Genomic DNA, 18731 nt, shown 5'->3' with positions numbered 1-18731 from the left:
CGAGAGGTCAGCTCGACAGTTCACCTGCGGACGAGCCGACTTCGGTTCGCGCACTGCGGGTTCCGATCGGAATGATCAGTGGGTCGCCGTACACGGGGTCGGTGATCACGCGCGCGTTCAGTCCGAACGCGTCGTCGAGTAATTCTTCTGTGATGACCTCGTTGGGGGTGCCCTGCGCCACGATCTTTCCGGCCGTCATCACGAACAGCGAATCACTGTAGCGGGCAGCGAGATTCAGATCGTGCAGCACCATCACCACGGTCTTGTCGTGTTCGGTGCGCAGCGAGTACACGAGGTCGAGTACCTCGACGGAGTGCGCGAGGTCGAGGTAGGTGGTCGGTTCGTCGAGCAGGAGAAGGTCGGTGCCCTGCGCGAGCGTCATCGCGATCCACACGCGCTGGCGCTGACCGCCGGACAACGCGTCGATGTGTCGATCGGCCAGGTCCGTCGTCCCGGTCATCTCCAACGCAGACGCCACCGCGGCCTCGTCGTCGGGAGATGCCTGCTGGTACCACTTCTGGTGTGGGAACCGTCCGCGGCCGACGAGGTCGGCGACGGTGAGTCCCTCTGGCGCCACGGGATTCTGGGGGAGTATCCCGAGCTTGCGTGCGACCTCTTTGGGCTTGGTGTGGTTGATGTCGGCACCGTCGAGAAGCACGACGCCCTCGCGCGGGTGCAGCAGGCGCGACATGGCACGCAGCAGCGTCGACTTGCCGCATCCGTTGGGGCCGATGATCGTCGTGACCGCGGCGTCGGGGATCTCGACGTCGAGACCCTCGATGACGACGCGATCGTCGTAGCCGACGCTGAGTCCTTGGCCGACGAGTCTGCTCATACTGTCGCCTTCCGTGACATCGAGACCATGAGATAGATGAGGAACGGTCCGCCCACCGCCGCGGTGACGATGCCAACCGGAAGTCCACTGGGAAGTACCGTGCGGCACAACAGATCACCGGCGAGCACAAGAATCGCTCCGATCACCCCGGCCAGCAGCGGTGTGGGAACCGGTGTCCTGGCCAGCCGCATCCCGATCTGCGGTGCGAGCAGGGCGATGAATGCGATGGGACCCGCTGCCGATACCGCCATCGCGGTCAATCCGACAGCGACGAGCAGCACCGTGGTCGACACCGCGGTGGTGCGAACCCCGAGTCCGCGCGCCATGTCCTGGCCGAGCGACAGCGCGTCGATCTGGCGGGACATCATCGCGATCACGACGATGCCGACGACGACTGCGATCGCGACGGGCCACACACTCGACCAGGTGGATTGCGACACCGACCCGACGAGCCAGACCTGTGCGCGGGCAACATCTTTGATGTCGGCGCGGGTGAGGAGGAACGACGTCAGGGCCTGCAGCAGCCAGGTCACGCCGACGCCGATCAGCACGAGTCGGAGCGGGTTGATGCCGTGGTTGGCCTTGCGTCCCGGCCACGCGAGGATGTACATGACGATCGCCGTCACGACACCGCCGATGAGGGCGGCAGCGGGGACTCCGATGTCGGCAAGCCATGCGCCCCAACCGTTTGCGAAGGCAATGGCGGCCACGGCGGCAGCGCTCGACCCGGCCGTGATACCCAGAATGTCAGGCGTGGCAAGGGGATTGCGCGCAATCAACTGGCTCAGTGCGCCTGCAGCGCCCAACGCGAAACCGACCAAGACCGAGACCAGAGCGCGGGGAAGGGAATCCGAGAGCACGACGACGTTCTCGATGCGCGTGCCGCCACCGAGCAGAATGCGCGCGACGTCGAGCGGCGTCAGTGGATAGTCACTGACACCGACACTCAACAGGAACAGCAGCAGCATCAGTGCGAGTCCGGTGAGTGTCACCGCGACCATGCGGGGACGCACCACCCACGACGACGGACCGATGTGGACGACGAGACGTCGGCGTTCGAGCGTCGGAGTGGCCGTGGTCTGGGGTGTGGTCTCGGTCGTCATACGTTCGTCAGCTTCTGTCGGCGGACCATGGCAATCAGGAACGGTGCCCCGACCATCGCGAGGACGACGCCGACCTGGACCTCGCCCGGGCGGGCGATGACTCGTCCGATGACGTCGCAGACCAGCATGAGTGTCGCTCCGATGAGCGCCGAGTAGGGGATGATCCAGCGGTAGTCGGGCCCGGTGAACGCGCGGGCGATGTGCGGTACGACGAGCCCGAGGAACACGATGGGCCCACAGGCGGCGGTCGCTGCCCCGACCAGCAGTGTGATCGCTGCGATACCGACCGCTCGGATCACCAGCACGCGTGAGCCGAGCGCCGTCGTCATCTCATCGCCGAGGCTCAGGATGTTGAGGAAGAATCCGCTCGCCAGCGCGAGGACCAACCCGGCGATGACGAAGGGCAGTGCCGCCCAGAAGATGTCGATGCCGCGCCCGGACGTCGAGCCGACACTCCAGAACCGCCAGGCGTCGAGCGACGCCGTATCGGAGAGGACCACGGCAGACGTGATCGCCGTGAGCATCGCCGAGAGTCCGGTGCCCGCGAGGATCAGCGTGACCGGGCCGGTACCGGTCAGTGCCGAGACGCCGAAGACCGCGCACGACGCGACGATCGCGCCGAGAAGGCCGAATCCCATGAACGCCATCGGCGAGGAGATACCGAGCACGTAGACCCCGCACACCACAGCGCACGCGGCACCGGCGTTGACGCCGAGCATGCCGGGATCGGCGATGGGGTTACGGGTGTGTCCCTGCGTGATCGCACCCGCGGCGCCGATCGCCAGACCACAGAGCAAGCCGAGCACGGTTCGCGGGATTCGCAGATCCCACACGATGCCCGCGACGTCGTCGGGCATGCTGACCGATGGCGCGCGCAGGTGGATGATCGAGTTCCAGATCTGACTGACGCCTGAGGTGAACGCATCCCAGGTTTGCGCAGGTGGGACGTTGCGCGTGCCGATGATCACCGACGCGATGACCGCCGCGGTGAGGACCGCAACGATCACCAACAAGCCGGATATTCGACGCACGAAGGGCAACCTTACCTGAGTTGGAATGTCCGGTTCCGGGCCGAGGGTTCATGTCGCGGCGCGACGCGGGGCCGATGTCACGGAGTGATTGCCAAACGGGCAAGATGTTCAGCGCCGGTAACAAGTTCCTGTGAGTTTCCGATAAGCATGATCAGACGGGACGAACCGTCGGGGGTGAACGTCCACAGTCGCACCCCCGGTGCGTCGACAGCTCGCAGGTCGGTACACGCACGACGACACACGTGAATCAGGAAGGTCATACGACATGAAGAAGTCTGTGAAGCGCGCCATCGCCGCGGTCGCTGCCGCCAGCGGTATCGCCGCCGGCTCTGTCGCTGCTGCGACACCCGCCCAAGCTGCCGGTCCCGGCGATCTCGCCCTCTTCGGCGGAGTCAACTGCTACTTCAAGGGCTGGGGTCCCACCTGGGACAACCTTCCCGGCTGGCGCATGCACCGCTGGATGGGCGTGAAGAACATCGGCGGATCGACCATGACCAACGTGAACGTCACCGAGTTCGGTGGGCCGACGAAGAAGACCGCGATCAAGGGTCAGCCCGCAGGTGTGCTCAAGCCGGGCCAGTTCTACATGGCATCGGAGACCACCTGGCGTAGCTGCTTCCCGTCGTCGATCTCCGGGTACACCATCGGAGCCCAGACGGAGAACATTCTCAACAACGCGGGCTTCTGGTGGAACGTCGACCAGCAGAAGGGCGAGAACGGAACCGCCCCGAACACGCAGAAGGTCGCGCCGTCGAACAACAACGCGGGCAACCAGGCTGCTCCGGCCGCCGCAGTCGAGGCCGCACAGAACTGATACACCCCGATCGCCTGGCGATCGGTTCCCTCTCACACAAAGAACGCCGACCGGAATCCGGTCGGCGTTCTTTTGTGCCGTGTGTCAGGTGCGCTGTGCGTCAGGCCTTCTGAACCTTGTGCGGTTCGGATGCGGCGATCATGTCCTCGCGCTCGACGACCTTCACGCGCTCGCGGCCCTCAGCGGCGCCGAGGGCGCGCTCGTGCTCGTCGAGGCGGTACCAGCCGTCCCACGTGGTGAACGGGATGTTCTTGGACTCGAGCAGCTCGATGATCGCGTCTTCCGACGGGTTGGCGGGGTCGAGCAGTGCGCCGTTACCCATGTCTTCGATGATGCACTCGACGGTCTCGTTGGCGTCGCCCTTGGTGTGACCGATGAGGCCGACCGGGCCACGCTTGATCCACCCGGTTGCATAGAGGCCGGTGAGGTGGGAGCCGTCGTCGTAGATGCGTCCTGCCTCATTGGGGATGACGCCTGCCTGCGAGTCGAACGGGATGTGGGGCAGGTTGTCCGACAGGTAGCCGACGGCGCGGTAGACCGCGGTGACGTCCCAGTCGGTGTGCTTGCCGGTCGGCTTGACGTTGCCGGTGCCGTCGAGCTGGGTGCGCTCGGTGCGCAGGCCGACGACCTCGCCGTTCTCGCCGAGGATCTCGATCGGGCTCTCGAAGAAGTGCAGGAAGAGCTTGTGGATCGCGCCTTCCTTGGGCTCACGCATCGCGTAGTTCTCGATGATCGTCGCGACCTGGTCGGTGATCTTGGAACCGCGACGGGCGACGGCCGAGCCCTCGTCGTAGTCGATGTCCTCGGGGCTGACGACGACCTCGATGTTGGGCGAGTGGTCGAGCTCCTTGAGCTCGAGCGGCGTGAACTTCGCCTGTGCGGGGCCGCGGCGTCCGAACACATGGACCTCGATGGCCTTGTTGGACTTGAGGCCCTCGTAGACGTTGGCGGGGATTTCGGTGGGGAGCAGTTCGTCGCCGGTCTTGGCCAGCACGCGCGCGACGTCGAGTGCGACGTTGCCGACGCCGATGACGGCGACCTTCTCCTGCTCGAGCGGCCACTCGCGCGGGAAGTCGGGATGTCCGTCGTACCAGGCGACGAACTGTGCCGCGCCGTAGCTGCGGTCGAGGTCGATGCCGGGGATGTCGAGTGCGCGGTCGTCGGTGGCGCCGGTCGAGAAGACCACGGCGTCGTAGTGCGACTTGAGCTCGTCGAGCGTGATGTCGGTGCCGTAGTCGATGTTGCCGAGCAGACGGACCTGCGGCTTGTCGAGGACCTTGTGCAGCGCGGTGATGATGCCCTTGATGCGCGGGTGGTCGGGGGCGACGCCGTAGCGGATCAGGCCGAACGGCGCGGGCATGCGCTCGTACAGATCGATGCTGACGCCGCGATCCTTGGCGGTGTCGGACTTCATCAAGGCATCGGCGGCGTAGATGCCGGCGGGGCCGGCTCCGACGATGGCAACCCGCAGCGGGCGGCTCTGATCAGTCATAGAGTGTCGTCTACCTCGTGCTCAGGGGTTTCTCGACGCGCCAGGTATGTCGCTGGAGTGCGGTGGAGCGTCGACGCTTATCCCCTCTACGGTAGGCGCTGGGCACCGCTAACCAAAATCATCTGTGAGGGTTACCTCAGTAGTCTCGCTAACTCGTCGGACGCTTACTTGCCGCTTCGGCGATGGGCGCAACGGCCTTGTCGGCGACCCACGGGACCGTCAGAACCGTCGGCACCGACATCGCGCTTCCGACCTGCTGATCGAGATAGACGGTTCGGCCCTGCGTCACGAACGCCTGGCGGTTCCACGTCGGATCGGCCTTGAGCTTGGCATTCGCGCCCGACCAGTCCACTGTGACGACCACGTCCGCCGCATCGAGCATGTCGAGCCTCTCGGCCGAGATCGAACCATAGAAGCCGCTGGTGATCGTCGGTTTGAGTGACTCGGGGAAGCTGAGTCCGTAGTCGGCGAGCATCTGCGCACGCCCGTCACCCGGCCCGTAGATGGAGACACCACCGTCCGTCGACCCGGTGACCACGACACCCGTCTTGCCCTTGAGCTCCGGATGTTGGGCAACCAGATCGGCGACGTGCTTCTTTGACTCGGCGATCTTCTTCGACGCCGCGTCGGGAAGTCCGACGGCCTTACCGATCTCGGTGGTCTGGACGCCCCACGGCACCTGCCAATCCTGGTATCGCGCGGGCCGCACGATGGTCGGCACTGCCTTGCTCAGGGTGTCGTACTGCTCGCGGGTGGGTGCCGCGCCGACCGCGGTCACCAGCTGCGGGTTGGTCGAGAGCGCTTTGGCGATCTGCGCACCGAACTCCGCCGACACGTTGGGCAGGATCACCGGCTTGGCGTCGCCGAGGAGTTCGGCATTCCACGGGGCGCTGCGCTGTGTGGGATCGGCGAACGGCGCGATCGTTGTCGGAGTGATCCCGAGGGCCAGCAGCGTATCGCCGTCGCCGACCCCCATCGCGGCGACGCGAGTGGGCTGGGTGGAGATGGTCGTCGAACCGTATTTGTGCTCGATGGTGACCGGCAGCGCGCCGGGTTCGGCCGCCGGAGCCGACGACCTGGCAGCGTCGCCGTTCTCGTCGGGGGCCGAGCAGCCGACGAGAACCAGAGTCGACGCCGCGATGGTCGCGAACACGGCGAGCAGTGGGCGGACGTGTCGTGAATGGGGCACGGGGTGGTCCTCTCGTAGGTGGCGCTCTTAGGGTCACCTTACGAGATGTGGTGCCGCAGATGTCCGGATCGGGGGTAGCGCGGGCCTGATTCGACGACAACTACACTGCCTGGCATGGCCAGCGGTGCATCCGACAGCAAAAACCCCGATAGTGACCTCGACGCCGACGACCAGCGCCCACGCACCTGGAAAGACGCGTGGCCCTTCTGGATTGCGCTGGTCATCGTGGTGGTGGCGATTCTCGCCGTCGTGTTGTCCAACATGCTGCGTCCGGCGGAGGAACGCGCAAGCGATTCCGGTCAGGTTCAGTTCGCGATCAACGACAACTACACCGCGCGCAACAACGTCGACTACGGCAAGTTCAAGCAGTCGACGTGTGCCGCCGACACGTCGTCGAGCTCATTCATCTCCGAGCAGGAGTTCGTGAGTCAGAACCGGACCTCGGTCGAGTCGAAGGGCCGCATCGTGATTCCGGAGATCACCGACGTGACGGTCAACGGCGACCGCGCGACGGCCCGCGTGCACTGGCACTTCGACAAGACGCCCGACGACAAGCAGACCACGAGCGTCGTCGTGGTGAAGGACGACGGCACGTGGAAGCTCTGCAAGAGCTGACGGTTTACTGGTAGGTGCAGCAGTCACTCGTAGGTGTAGAAGCCCTCGCCGGTCTTGCGGCCGAGCTTGCCGTCGTCGACGTAGCGCTCGAGCAGTTCGCGTGGACCGGTCGGCAGGTTCGGATTCTCTGCGGCGTAATGGTTTTCGATGTCGAGCACGACGTCGAGTCCCACGCTGTCCATCATGGCGAACGGGCCGGTTGGCATGTGCCAGTTGATCTTGAACATCTCGTCGATGTCGTGTGGCGTCGACACGCCCTCGGCGACGACTTCGAGTGACTCACGCTTGATGGCCGCCCAGATGCGGTTGAAGATGAATCCCGTGCTCTCCCTGCGTGCTTCGAACGGGTGGATGCCGAACTCGGGTAGCACGACGAGAAGCGAGTCGAGGACGTCGCGGGCGGTCTCGCCGTCGGACATGAGGTCGACGGCGTTCGACATCGGCGGCATGTAGAAGTGCATGTTGCACATGCGTTCTGGGTTCCGCACGTTCTCGATCATCGTCGACGATGCGTACGACGACGAGTTGGTCGCGAAGATCGCGTCATCGTCTGCGGCCGCGTCGATCTCGCCCCACAGCGGGATCTTGATGTCGAGGCGCTCGGGCACGGCCTCGACGACCAGCCACGCGCCAGCAACCGCATCAGCGAGGGTTGATGCCGGGATCACCTTTCCCGCAACGCCTTTGCCGATGATCTTCAGCGTCTCGTCGATGGTGTCATCGACGTACTGGGCGGCTGCCTCACGTTGGTCGGCGCTCTGGTCGAAGATCCGCACCTCGCCGCCTCGAGTGGAGAACATAAGGGCGATTCGACGCCCGAGGGTGCCTGCCCCGACGACGGCCACCGGCCGTGCGTCGACGTCGTCGAGTGACTTCGCGTAGTTGCTCATCGCGTGTGCTTCTTTCGAGAGATATTGCGGGGGTGGATATTTGGCTTCTTCGGAGCCCTGGTGTTTTTAGGGCCCGGTGTTCTCAGAGCCCGGCTATGCCCGTGAACGACGAGTCGGGCAGATGGACGATCTCGCGTACGGCGTGGTCGCCACCGATCTCGACAGACCGGATCGAGCCACCGAGATCGCTGACGTAGACCAACCCGGCGTCGGTATCGACGGCCAGGCCGATCGCCTCGTCGAAGCCGTGGGCGAGAATCTCCGGGGTGGCGCCTGCGTGACCCTTGTCGGGTATCGCCGCCCGGTTGAGCGTGTTGCCGTCGGGCGCTGCTCCGCGATCCGTCCAGAAGACGGTGTTGGTGTCGAGGTCGAGGTGGAGGTCGATCGGTTCGGGCAGGTCGTGCCACAGCACTTCGATATCCGTTCGGGTGGAGGCGGTTTCGCCCTCCGGGAGGTCGAGGCCCGCGCGCAAGATCTTCCCGCGTCCGCCCTTGCTCGGGCCCTTCTGCGTCCAGTAGAGGAACCCGCCGACCGGGTCCGCCGCGACTCCGACGCATTCCTGTGTCCAGGTGTCGTCTCGGGTGTTGTGGACCAGCGGGGTCAGGCCGGTGCCGTCGGTGGCAACGCGATAGACCGTCGTACCCTCGCGGTCGCAGAAGTAGAGAAGGCCGGCGTCGAAGTCAGCGGTGAGCTGCTTGCCGGTGGTGATGGTGCCGTCGGGAACCAGCTGGGTCTGTCCGGAGCCGTCGAGGGCGCAGTTGCGCACCGATCCGTTCGGAGCGCTGAAATCCCATTCATCGTCGGGGGAGGTCCCGGCTGTCACTGCTACGCGGGTTGGCTTGCCCATCGTCGTCCAGTAGATGCGGTCGGGCGTGGTCACGATCCCGTCCGGCAGGTAGCCCGTCTGATCGGTCACGGTCTCGACGGTGCCGTCGGTCGCGTCGACCCGCAGGATGGAGTGCTTGCGGCCGTTGAGAACGTACAGATGCTCGAACATGGTGCCTCCCGATTCGCCGGCGAACAGAGCTCGTTTATCTCCACGCTAGGAGCGTTGTGGCCGGAAGGGAACGACCAGTTCGGACGCTCCGGTATTGCCTGAACGGAAATACCAAGCGCGATCTGGAGTGTTGGATATTTCCATGGATGTCATGCACCTGCGTTTCTTCCTCGCCGTGGCACGTGAGCTGAACTTCACCAGGGCTGCGGAGTCGCTCCACATGTCCGCGCCTCCGCTGAGTAAACGGATCAAGGCACTGGAGTCCGAGCTCGGCGTCCGCCTCTTCGACAGGTCGACGCATCACACCGCGCTCACCGATGCAGGTAGGGCGCTGATTCCGCTTGCCGAGCGGGTCGTCGCAGATCTCGACGCACTACCGTCCGCCGTGCGCGCGACCCACCACACGGACCTGCGTCTTGCCGTGCCGGATGAGCTCACACACGAGCAGCGTCGACGTATCTCGGCGGTCGCCGATCAGGTGGAGGAGACCCATCGGGTGATCATCTCCCAGATGCCGTCGCTGGAAATGCCGGAGCAACTTCTCGGCGGCGAGATCGATCTCGCGATCTCGCATCTTCCCGAACACCATCCTGACCTTGTGGGTACGCTGCTCGCGACGTCGAGAGTGGTGGCCGTCGTCGACGCGTCGAGATTCGCGGGGGTCGACGCGATCACGACGGCTGACCTGCGGGGAATGACACTGGTATCCGGGCCGAGACACTGGGATCTGCGGTACGGGCCGTGCACGCGGCTCCTGCGCGATCTCGGTGTGCTCGTCGACGCGGCGCACCGCTACTCGACCATCACCGGCATGGCATTGATGCTCCGCGGCGGTGACCGATTCACCTTGGTTCCGGAAGGGACGGAATCGATGCGCGCCATAGATCGCAGCGAGTTCACGCTTCTGCCCATCTCCGATCTCGCGATGCCCATGGACACGTGGGCAATCCGGCGCGCCGACGGCCACGACCTCGACGCCGTCGTTGCGGCGCTTGCGGCGGAGTGAATGTTCCTGTCAGTTCGGCGTACCGAGCGCAGGGCAATCGAATCCGTTGGAGTGCGGGCTCCAACTGTAGGAGAAGCTGTTGTCTGCTGTGTTGGTCGAGCCGTTCGGTTGCCACGAATCTCCGCTGAACACGAAGTAGTTCTCCTCGCGCCTGCCGCCACCGGGGACGGGAATGCCCTCCCGGGTTGCGGCGCTGAGATCGACGAAAGCGATCTCGCCGGGCTGCTTGCACTTGACGAATTGCTGTTTGCCGTGTGACGAGCCGAGGTACCAGATGCCCGGTGTGCGCTGAGCACCCTGTTGATTGGGATCGGGTGGCTGCGGAAGGGCAACGAGTTTGCTTCCATCCCAACTGATCACGGCGAACTGCTCAGGGTTTCCCTGGCCCATGGCGAGGTGGAGGGCGATATCGGCGCCCTGCGCCCGACTCATCGCGAAGGCGCCGCGAAAGATCTCGGTGGGGGCCGTGTACGGCACGCCGTTGAAGTCCTCGGTGAGGCGGAATACGTTGCCATTGATCGCCGCGAGAGTGGTGACGTGCGAAGTTCCGAATGCCACTTGGGGACTTGGTGAGTCGGACGCGTAGGCGATCGCGACCTCATCGGTCTGGCCGTCGCCGTCGACGTCGACCTTGCGCACCACCTCACAGGTGCCCGAGACTCCATTGCACGGATTGACATACGCCTTCGGTGCGGCCGCTGGGGTGTCGGTGCCCGTGCTGGCATCTCCCGAGATCTGTCTATCGCACGACGTGGTGAGCAGGACGAGAGCGGCGACGCCCGAGACAACCAGGGCACGCCACGGCGACGTGGCGAGCAAGGCTACCGATCGCATGGGTTCTCCTTATCCGAATCCGACATAGATGACCTTGGATATCGCCACGTCTCGGAGCGATTCGCCGCTGGCGCCACCGACTTTCGCGGTCCAGCCGGTGGAGGACTGCGCCAGGGGATAGGAATTCTTGTCCGAGAAGACGTACGACGTGGGGCGCAGGGGATTGTCGCCGCAGTTGTATGTGGCGACAGCATCCGGACGCGCGCTGTTGCCCGGTGCGACGCCGCGCGACGCCACGTAGACGCAGCGGGTGCCGTCGGCGAGTTCGAGACCGAAGGGGATGTGATTCGCTGGTGGTTTGGGGTCGCTTACCGGCGGCTGTGATGGAGTGATGATGAATTCCGTCGTGCTGAACGGATCTGTCACGCAGAGCAGGCTGTGGCCGTCGAATGAGGGTGCGCACAGGCCCTGATCCATACCGGAAGAGCCCGAGCACCAGGATATTCCAGCCTCGGCGGCACCCGGTACGGGGTTGATCGTGCAGGCGTAGTAGCCACCAGAGTTGTGCCTGGCGTCCTTGAGCCACCCGGGAGTGGTGTTGCCGGACTTGGTGAACGGTCTGATGATCTCACTTGCCGGCGCTGACGACGTGGCGGAAGAGCGTGGCGCACAACCACAGACGACGATCCTCGTGATGGTCGACGCGTCGTCGGCTCCCTGTGAGGTGATGCGGTATCCGGTTGTGGTGTCCGGCTCGGCCACAAACGTCGAGTTCCGGGTTCCGTCTGAATTCGACGACGTAGCAACAGGATTGCCGTAAAAGTGTTTGGCCTCGCTCAGTGTGCCGCCGACGCGGACGCCGTCGATGGTCCGGGCATTTCCTTGCGGCCGAATTTCGACAAGCGTGCCGGTCGCGTCGAACACCCACTCGCAGTCCTGCCACACGATGATGGTCTGATTTCCGGTGCGTCGACCGCCGAGCGGAAAGTCGGAGTGCGACTGTCGGATCTCTTGCAAGCCGTTGCCGATCGCGATGCCGCGCAACGATCCTCCGTTGATCGCCGACGACGCCGCCGCCTGATTCTGCGTTGCCAAGAGGCGAGCCTGTAGCTGGGCTGCGTTCGCGGCTTGGACGAACAATCCGCCTCCTGCCGCTGCGACACAACGCAGTTGATCCGAAGCCTCGCCTGATGTCTTGAAACCGATCGTCGAGATCTGGAGGTCGGGATGCTGAGCAACCAACGAACGGGCTACCGGGCAGGGCGGTTGCCCGCATGTGTCCTCCCCGTCCGAGACGAGCACGATGGCGGCTGGTCCGGTGGGGGGAAGTGTGGTCGCAGCTTGGGTGAGCGATGCCGCGATAGGCGTGAACCCCCGCGGAGTAATGGAGTCGACGGCCTGGTGCACTCGGTTCTTGTCGAGGGTTGCCAGCGGCACGAGGGTGCGGATGTCGCGGCAACCCGCGGTGTACTCGCTCGCTGATGTTCCTGTGCCTGTTCCGTACGCGATCAGGGCGAGCTGTGAATCGTTGGGCAGGGAGTCGACAAGTGAGTTCGCTGCCGTCTTGGCCGCATCAATGCGTGGTCCCGGAGCGTCTGAGGTGAGCATTGAATCGGACGCATCAACGATCAGTGCGGTGGGCGAGATCTCGCCGACCGACGCGGACGACGCGGACTTCGTGTCTCCGGAACTCGTGTCTCCGGACTTCGACGGAGTTCCCGTCGTGCTGCACGCGGCGACCGCCGCGCACATGACGACAGATAGGAACAGAACGCCCCATGTGCCACGCATGCTCCCTCTTCCCGCCGGGCCTGCCAGCGGCGGCCAACTACCGCGGGACAGTAGCCCAAGCTGCGGTGATGACGAATCGATCGGCGGGGCGAGTAGGGGATTTGGCTCGATCAGACGACAAGAATTGGTGCGGACGGCCGACACCGAGATGCGTGAGAGCGCTCGGGGCGCGAGGCACGCCCACCTCGCGCGCGAGTACCCTGACTATTCGACGATTCCCCCACAGTGGAAGGTGTGCAGGGCATGACCTATGCAGGCGATCTGACTCCCCAGCAGGCCTGGGAGAGGCTGGAGACCGACCCCAACACGGTTCTGGTCGACTGTCGCACCACGGCGGAATGGGCCTTCGTCGGCGTTCCCGACCTGGAAGTCATCGAGAAGAACGCCGTCTTCGTCGAGTGGAACACCTTCCCCAACGGATCGCCCAACCAGGCATTCATCGCGGAACTGCGCGATGCGGGTATTCGTGACGACAACGAAGTGATCTTCCTGTGCCGCTCGGGTCATCGCTCGATCGGAGCCGCCGAGGCCGCGACCGCAGCGGGAATCACCAAGGCGTACAACGTCCTCGACGGATTCGAGGGTGGGCTCGACGAGAACGACCACCGCGGTGCCGTCGGGTGGCGTGCGTCGAATCTTCCGTGGAGGCAGTCGTGAGTCACGAACTGCCAGAAGGTGTTTCCTTCGACACCCTCGCCGTCCGCGGTGGCCTGGCTCGCTCCGGCTTCTTCGAGACCTCCGAGGCGCTCTACCTGACCAGTGGCTACGTCTACGACTCCGCAGAAGCGGCCGAGCGCGCATTCACCGGTGAGGACGAGCGATTCGTCTACTCCCGCTACGGAAATCCGACGACGGCCATGTTCGAGGAGCGCCTACGCCTACTCGACGGTGCCGAGGCATGTTTCGCGACGGCGAGCGGTATGGCCGCGGTATTCGTGGCGCTCGGCGCGCTGCTGAAGGCGGGCGATCGGCTCGTCGCGGCCCGCAGCCTGTTCGGTTCGTGCTTCGTCGTGTGCAACGAGATCCTGCCGCGCTGGGGCGTTGAAACGGTTTTCGTCGACGGGGAGGATCTCGACCAGTGGGAGCAGGCGCTGTCGACGCCTACCGACGCCGTGTTCTTCGAGACGCCGTCGAATCCGATGCAGACGCTCGTCGACGTCGCCAAGGTGTCTGAGCTTGCTCATGCTGCGGGCGCAAAAGTGGTGTTGGACAACGTTTTCGCCACACCGCTGCTGCAACGCGGGTTCGACCTCGGCGCCGACGTGATCGTTTACTCGGGTACCAAGCACATCGACGGCCAGGGCCGCGTGATGGGTGGTGCGGTGTTGGGCACCAAGGAATTCATCGACGGTCCCGTGCAAACCCTGATGCGTCACACCGGTCCCGCGCTGAGTCCGTTCAACGCGTGGACACTGCTCAAGGGACTCGAGACCATGCGCCTGCGCGTCGACGCGTCGGTGGCGTCGGCGTTGCGGATCGCCGAGTTCCTCGAGGCCGACCCGCGTGTGCGGTGGACCAAGTACCCGTTCATCACCTCGCATCCGCAGTACGACCTCGCAACCAAGCAGATGTCGGGCGGCGGCACCGTCGTGACGTTCGAACTCAACGACCGCGACGGCGTCGACGGCAAGAAGCGTGCGTTCGAGCTGCTCAACGCGTTGCAGGTCATCGACATCTCGAACAATCTCGGCGACTCCAAGTCGCTCATTACCCACCCCGCCACGACGACGCATCGCGCGATGGGCCCCGACGGTCGGGCGGCGATCGGACTCAGCGATGCGGTGGTGCGGCTCTCGGTGGGGCTCGAGGGCGTCGACGACCTGCTCGGCGATCTGGATCAGGCGCTCGGCTGACTCGCCGAACGTAGGTCGCGCAGTACCTCCCGAACCATGCGCACCGACGCGTCGTCGAGGACGTTGCCGAACTCGATGACGCGTACCCGCTGAGCCAGTCTGTCGGCGAGTTCTGCTGTCTCGCTGGGGATCACGACGACGTCGAGTCCTGCGAGCTCGTCGTCGGACGTTCCGTCGAGCATCGTGACGTCTGTGATGCCCGCGGCTGACAGTGAATCCCTTACGCTCGCAGCCTGTTCGGCGGTGTTGTACCAGAGTCCGACCTTCTGTTCGGGCGGGACGTCGGCGATCTGCATGAGTGTGCGGATGTGCGGTGCGACGACGATGGCCACCACCTCGGCACGATCATTCAGCAGCTCGCGAACCTGCGCGAGATGGAAGAACGTGGTGAGCACCAGGTCGGCAGGGATGGCGTCGGGGTCGAAGTGGTCGAGTACGAGAGGGGTGACCCGAATGCCGAGCTTCTCGGTGAGTTCGTCAGCGAAGTAGTCGGCGCGGTCGTCGTTGCACTCGACGAAGTACACGCGAGGTGAATCGGACTGCGTGACAGCGAGATTCAGTGCGAGCTCACCGATCTCGGCGGGGGAGAGTCCGAGCTGGAGGCACTCGTCGACCGCGCGTTGCAGTGTCTCGCGAGCGGTATCGCGTGCTTCGGACCGCGGCTGCGTCGACGTCGCGGCAAGCACGACCATCCCGCCGCGGCCCCGCGATTCCACCAGTCCGGCCGCGCGCAGGTCGCCGTAGGCCCGCGCGACGGTGTTCCGGTTGATGCCGAGGTTGTCGGCGAGCATCCGGGAACCGGGTAGGCGGTCGCCGGCGCCGAGTTGTCCCATCTCGATCATGAAGGTCAACTGCGTGACGATCTGCCGGTAAATGGGCATGTCAGAGTGCTCGCTGACGCTGATCGGCGGCTGAGGTCCCATCGGGGTCGTGTGCTCCTGAAAGATGAATGTCCTAACTGACTATGCCATAGTTGGATGATCCGCACGACCGATCTTGAGGACGACCATGACAGACGACGCCTTCTGGGATGCCGCCCAGCGACACCTGACCCGCTACATTCCCGCGTTCACACCGCGCATCATCGAGCGCGCCTCGGGGTCGTACGTCTACGACTCCGACGGCAACGCCATCCTCGACTTCACGTCGGGTCAGATGAGCGCCGTGCTGGGCCATTCGCACCCCGCGATCGTCGAAGCGGTATCGAATTCGGTTGCCACGCTTGACCATTTGTTCAGCGGCATGCTCAGCAGGCCCGTCGTCGACTTTGCTTCACGGCTGTCGACGACGCTGCCCGACAACCTCACGCGCACAGTGCTGTTGACCACGGGGGCCGAGTCCAACGAGGCGGCGATCAAGATGGCCAAGCTCGCCACGGGACGCTACGAGATCGTCTCGTTCGACCGGTCGTGGCACGGAATGACTTCTGGCGCAGCGGCCGCCACGTTCTCGGCGGGTCGACGCGGCTACGGCCCCACGCTGCCCGGCAACTTCACGCTTCCCACTCCGAACGCCTACCGATCGCCGTTCCGCAACGCCGACGGGTCCTACGACTGGGAAGCCGAACTGGAGGTACGGATTCGCGGCCGTCGACACGCAGTCGAACGGCTCGCTCGCCGCGTGCATCGTCGAACCGATCTTGTCGTCGGGTGGCATCATCGAACTGCCCGAGGGCTATCTCGCGCGGTTGCGACAGATGTGCGACGACCGCGGCATGTTGTTGATCCTCGACGAGGCGCAGACCGGGCTCGGCCGCACCGGCACGATGTACGCATTCGAGCGCGACGGGGTTGCTCCGGACATTCTCACGCTGTCGAAGACTCTCGGCGCAGGCCTACCCGTCGCGGCCGTTGTGACGAGCGCAGAGATCGAAGACCGTTGCGCGGAGCGAGGATTCCTCTTCTACACCACGCACGCATCCGACCCGCTCGCCGCGACCGTCGCCCTCACGGTGCTCGACGTGATCGAACGGGAGGGACTCGTCGAGCGTGCCGCCAAGCTCGGAGATGTTCTGCGCGAGAGGCTGATCGGGCTGCGCGACGACGTCGAGGTGGTCGGCGACGTCCGCGGCCGCGGGCTGCTGCAGGGCGTCGAGCTCGTGACCGACAAGGCGTCGCGCACACCCGCGGATGCGTTGGGCGCCAAGGTGACTGCCGCCTGCCTCGAGCGCGGACTGCACATGAACATCGTTCAGCTCCCGGGCATGGGCGGCATCTTCCGCATCGCCCCGCCGCTGACGATCAGCGACGACGAACTGCACCACGGCCTCGACATCCTGACCGACTCGCTCGCGGCGTCGCTCTGAGGGCTGCGGTTTTCGCCCGGGCGCTGGGCCGCCGGGCTGTCGGACTGACCCGTTGGGCCCCGCCGCGCAGAATCTAGGGGAAGGGACTCTTCCTCGGCTTTTGTGCCTTTCCCCGCGTTGCAACCGGGGGAAGGCTCAGGAACCCGGGGAAACGATCTTTCCCCTAGTTTCGGCGTCGGGCGTGGGGCCGGCTGCCGAGCTGGTGGTTGGGCGCCGGGCCGACGTGCAGAATCTAAGGGGAAGGGATTCTTCCTCGGCTCGTGTGCGTTTGCTCGCGTTGTAGCCGGGGGAAGGCTCAGGAACCCGGGGAAACAATCCTTCCCCTACTTTCCGCGCGGGTGTGGAGGCGTCTGGGCGTGGGGCTGCGGCGTCGACGTGATCCGAGCGCTTCGACGCTGGGCGGTCGTGCAGGTTCTAGGGGAAGGGATTTTTCCGCGACTTGTGTGCCTTTCCCCGCTTTGCAACCGGGGGAAGGCTCAGGATCTCGGGGAAACGATCCTTCCCCTACTTTCCGCGCGGGCGTCGGCCGGGCACAACGCCCACGGCCTCGGCGTCAACCGAGCTCGGCGACGCCCAGCGCCCGCAGGACGGTCGCGAGCTTCGCCGACGTCTCGTCGAGCTCCGCCTGCGGCTCCGACCCGGCGACGATGCCGCCGCCCGCCCAGGTGCGGACGTGGTGACGGTCGTCGGACAGTTCGAGCGAACGGATCGTCACCATCCACTCGCCGTCGCCGGCGGCGCCCGACCATCCGACGGCGCCAGCGTAGAATCCACGACGCTCCTCGTGGGTCGAGATGAATTGTGCTGCAACATCTCCCGGTGTTCCACACACTGCAGGGGTCGGGCTCAACAACAGCGCGAGGTCGAGGGCGGTGATCGTCGGGTCGGTCAGCACACCGCGAATCGGTGTCGCCAGATGCCACATCTCGCCGGTCGAGACGAGCGACGGCTGATCGGACACGTCGAGTTCGCGACAGATCGGCTCGAGCGCATCACGAAGATGCTCGACGACGAATGCGTGCTCGGCCCGGTCCTTCGTCGAAGCCAGCAGCGCGCGCCCGGCGGCGTGATCGACGTCGGGGTCTGCTGATCGCGCCGCCGATCCGGCATAGGGACGGCACGTCACCTCCAGACCTTGCTTGCGCAGCAACACTTCTGGGCTCGCTCCGAGGAGCCATCGGGCTCGCGGGTCGGTGTGCTCGTCGACGCTGAGGTCGACGAGAAACGCAGAGTGCTCGGCGTTTCCGTACGCCAGTGCCTCGAGAAGTCGATCCGGGTCGACGGGCGGTTCGACGTCGAATTCGACGGCGCGGGCGAGCACGACCTTCGACAACGCCCCCGCGTCGATCTCGTCGATGGCACGTGCGACCCGGTCCCGATGCGTCGCGGCGTCGGGAATCAGCGTGACGTGCTCGGCGTGGGCGGGTTCGGGTGCTTTCCCCATGATCGCAGAACCGCTGTGCGTGATGGTCTCGGGAACCAGCAGCGCGGCGTCGTCGGCCGAGGTGAACCCGATCGCCCCCGTGATGGCGCCGATGCGCCCGGAACGCAACGCCTCGGCGGCCTCGGTGGCATCGGTGAATCCCGCTGATGCGCCGCGCGCACGAACCGTGCCGTGCGGCCTGGACAGGACGAATACCTCCGAAGCTGGCATGGATTCACGCTACCGGTTGCGTGGAAGTGCAACCGCGTACAGGCCGATCAGGCTGGCGCACAGAATCTGGGTCACTAACACGCTCGGTGATCGCGCCCTCGGCCGCCTTTCGTCCACGCTGAGCGAAAGTTGACAGCTCAGCGTCGTGTCGGTGATCCTGGGAACAGGTCATGAGTGCCAGCGACAAGCCCCGGCTAGCTGGTCGGCAACCCTCCTCCGCGGTGGGGTGCTCCGGGTGACGACCTGGCCGTGCCCAGGGTGGGTACGGCAAGCGTGGATTCCAAGGAGACTATTCGATGACTGCTGTCGTCACCCGTTCGCACACCGATTTCTCACAGGTCAAGGCTATTTCGACTGCGCAGAGCCCGACTATCGCCCCACT

The 18731-nt window shown here is 65.1% G+C and carries 16 protein-coding genes, 1 pseudogene and 1 riboswitch; of the genes and pseudogenes, 6 read left to right on the top strand and 11 right to left on the bottom strand.

What is annotated here, in order from left to right; genetic code table 11:
* Positions 1-7: 7 nt before the first annotated feature.
* Genes A5766_RS11780 through A5766_RS11770 form a run of 3 tightly spaced genes read right to left on the bottom strand, consistent with a single transcriptional unit; the run spans position 8 to position 2969 of the window.
* On the bottom strand, positions 8-835 hold the full coding sequence (locus tag A5766_RS11780) for an ABC transporter ATP-binding protein (protein WP_064904817.1): 828 nt from the start codon (positions 833-835) through the stop codon (positions 8-10).
* Positions 832-1938 carry a FecCD family ABC transporter permease gene (locus A5766_RS11775; RefSeq protein ID WP_005207582.1) on the bottom strand — a complete coding sequence of 369 codons (1107 nt, stop codon included), beginning with the start codon at positions 1936-1938 and terminating at the stop codon, positions 832-834. Before A5766_RS11775 ends, A5766_RS11780 begins: the two co-directional genes overlap by 4 nt.
* Positions 1935-2969, bottom strand: a complete 1035-nt coding sequence (locus tag A5766_RS11770) for a FecCD family ABC transporter permease (RefSeq protein WP_005207581.1) — start codon at positions 2967-2969, stop codon at positions 1935-1937. Before A5766_RS11770 ends, A5766_RS11775 begins: the two co-directional genes overlap by 4 nt.
* 265 nt (positions 2970-3234) lie before the next feature.
* On the opposite strand from A5766_RS11770, the gene A5766_RS11765 reads away from it, so the two are divergent.
* Positions 3235-3783: a hypothetical protein gene (locus tag A5766_RS11765; protein WP_005207580.1), complete on the top strand. Its 549-nt coding sequence runs from the start codon at positions 3235-3237 to the stop codon at positions 3781-3783.
* A gap of 100 nt (positions 3784-3883) precedes the next feature.
* Here the strand turns inward: A5766_RS11765 and A5766_RS11760 are convergent, their stop codons facing one another.
* Together A5766_RS11760 and A5766_RS11755 are read right to left on the bottom strand one after the other, a co-directional pair.
* Positions 3884-5275 (bottom strand): FAD-dependent oxidoreductase, encoded by a 1392-nt coding sequence (locus A5766_RS11760; RefSeq protein WP_005207579.1) that lies wholly within the window; start codon positions 5273-5275, stop codon positions 3884-3886.
* A 148-nt stretch (positions 5276-5423) separates the two neighbouring features.
* The gene (locus A5766_RS11755) at positions 5424-6464 is read right to left on the bottom strand and encodes an ABC transporter substrate-binding protein (protein ID WP_005207578.1); all 1041 of its coding nucleotides are present in this window, start codon (positions 6462-6464) and stop codon (positions 5424-5426) included.
* Positions 6465-6578: 114 nt separating this feature from the next.
* On the opposite strand from A5766_RS11755, the gene A5766_RS11750 reads away from it, so the two are divergent.
* Positions 6579-7079 carry an Rv0361 family membrane protein gene (locus tag A5766_RS11750; protein ID WP_005207577.1) on the top strand — a complete coding sequence of 167 codons (501 nt, stop codon included), beginning with the start codon at positions 6579-6581 and terminating at the stop codon, positions 7077-7079.
* A 23-nt stretch (positions 7080-7102) separates the two neighbouring features.
* On the opposite strand, the gene A5766_RS11745 is transcribed toward A5766_RS11750, so the two are convergent.
* On the bottom strand, positions 7103-7969 hold the full coding sequence (locus A5766_RS11745; protein ID WP_005207576.1) for a 3-hydroxyacyl-CoA dehydrogenase family protein: 867 nt from the start codon (positions 7967-7969) through the stop codon (positions 7103-7105).
* A gap of 82 nt (positions 7970-8051) precedes the next feature.
* Positions 8052-8966, bottom strand: a complete 915-nt coding sequence (locus A5766_RS11740; protein WP_005207575.1) for a hypothetical protein — start codon at positions 8964-8966, stop codon at positions 8052-8054.
* 142 nt (positions 8967-9108) lie between these two features.
* On the opposite strand from A5766_RS11740, the gene A5766_RS11735 reads away from it, so the two are divergent.
* Positions 9109-9972 carry a LysR family transcriptional regulator gene (locus A5766_RS11735; RefSeq protein ID WP_005207574.1) on the top strand — a complete coding sequence of 288 codons (864 nt, stop codon included), beginning with the start codon at positions 9109-9111 and terminating at the stop codon, positions 9970-9972.
* A gap of 9 nt (positions 9973-9981) precedes the next feature.
* On the opposite strand, the gene A5766_RS11730 is transcribed toward A5766_RS11735, so the two are convergent.
* Both A5766_RS11730 and A5766_RS11725 read right to left on the bottom strand, forming a co-directional pair.
* Complete coding sequence (locus tag A5766_RS11730) at positions 9982-10806, bottom strand: hypothetical protein (RefSeq protein ID WP_064904816.1); 825 nt, start codon at positions 10804-10806, stop codon at positions 9982-9984.
* Between the two features lie 9 nt (positions 10807-10815).
* Positions 10816-12537 (bottom strand): vWA domain-containing protein, encoded by a 1722-nt coding sequence (locus A5766_RS11725; protein ID WP_082965503.1) that lies wholly within the window; start codon positions 12535-12537, stop codon positions 10816-10818.
* A 243-nt stretch (positions 12538-12780) separates the two neighbouring features.
* Between A5766_RS11725 and A5766_RS11720 the strand changes: the two genes are divergently transcribed.
* Both A5766_RS11720 and A5766_RS11715 read left to right on the top strand, forming a co-directional pair.
* Positions 12781-13194 carry a rhodanese-like domain-containing protein gene (locus A5766_RS11720; RefSeq protein ID WP_005207570.1) on the top strand — a complete coding sequence of 138 codons (414 nt, stop codon included), beginning with the start codon at positions 12781-12783 and terminating at the stop codon, positions 13192-13194.
* Positions 13191-14390, top strand: a complete 1200-nt coding sequence (locus tag A5766_RS11715; protein ID WP_064904858.1) for an O-succinylhomoserine sulfhydrylase — start codon at positions 13191-13193, stop codon at positions 14388-14390. The genes A5766_RS11720 and A5766_RS11715 overlap by 4 nt, the downstream gene beginning before the upstream one ends.
* On the opposite strand, the gene A5766_RS11710 is transcribed toward A5766_RS11715, so the two are convergent.
* Entirely contained in the window at positions 14375-15313 is a 939-nt protein-coding gene (locus A5766_RS11710; protein ID WP_005207568.1) for a GntR family transcriptional regulator, read from the bottom strand. The genes A5766_RS11715 and A5766_RS11710 overlap by 16 nt on opposite strands.
* An 85-nt stretch (positions 15314-15398) precedes the next feature.
* Here A5766_RS11710 and A5766_RS11705 point away from each other — a divergent pair.
* Positions 15399-16695: pseudogene (locus A5766_RS11705) on the top strand (aspartate aminotransferase family protein).
* Positions 16696-17248: 553 nt separating this feature from the next.
* Here A5766_RS11705 and A5766_RS11700 read toward each other — a convergent pair.
* The gene (locus tag A5766_RS11700) at positions 17249-18349 is read right to left on the bottom strand and encodes an isochorismate synthase (RefSeq protein ID WP_064904811.1); all 1101 of its coding nucleotides are present in this window, start codon (positions 18347-18349) and stop codon (positions 17249-17251) included.
* A gap of 166 nt (positions 18350-18515) precedes the next feature.
* A riboswitch (SAM riboswitch) is annotated at positions 18516-18629 on the top strand.
* Positions 18630-18731 lie beyond the last annotated feature (102 nt).

This window comes from Gordonia sp. 852002-51296_SCH5728562-b, assembly GCF_001665475.1.
Lineage (GTDB): Bacteria > Actinomycetota > Actinomycetes > Mycobacteriales > Mycobacteriaceae > Gordonia > Gordonia sputi.
Note: the sequence above shows the minus strand (reverse complement) of the source record. Positions and strands in the feature narration are given on the sequence as shown.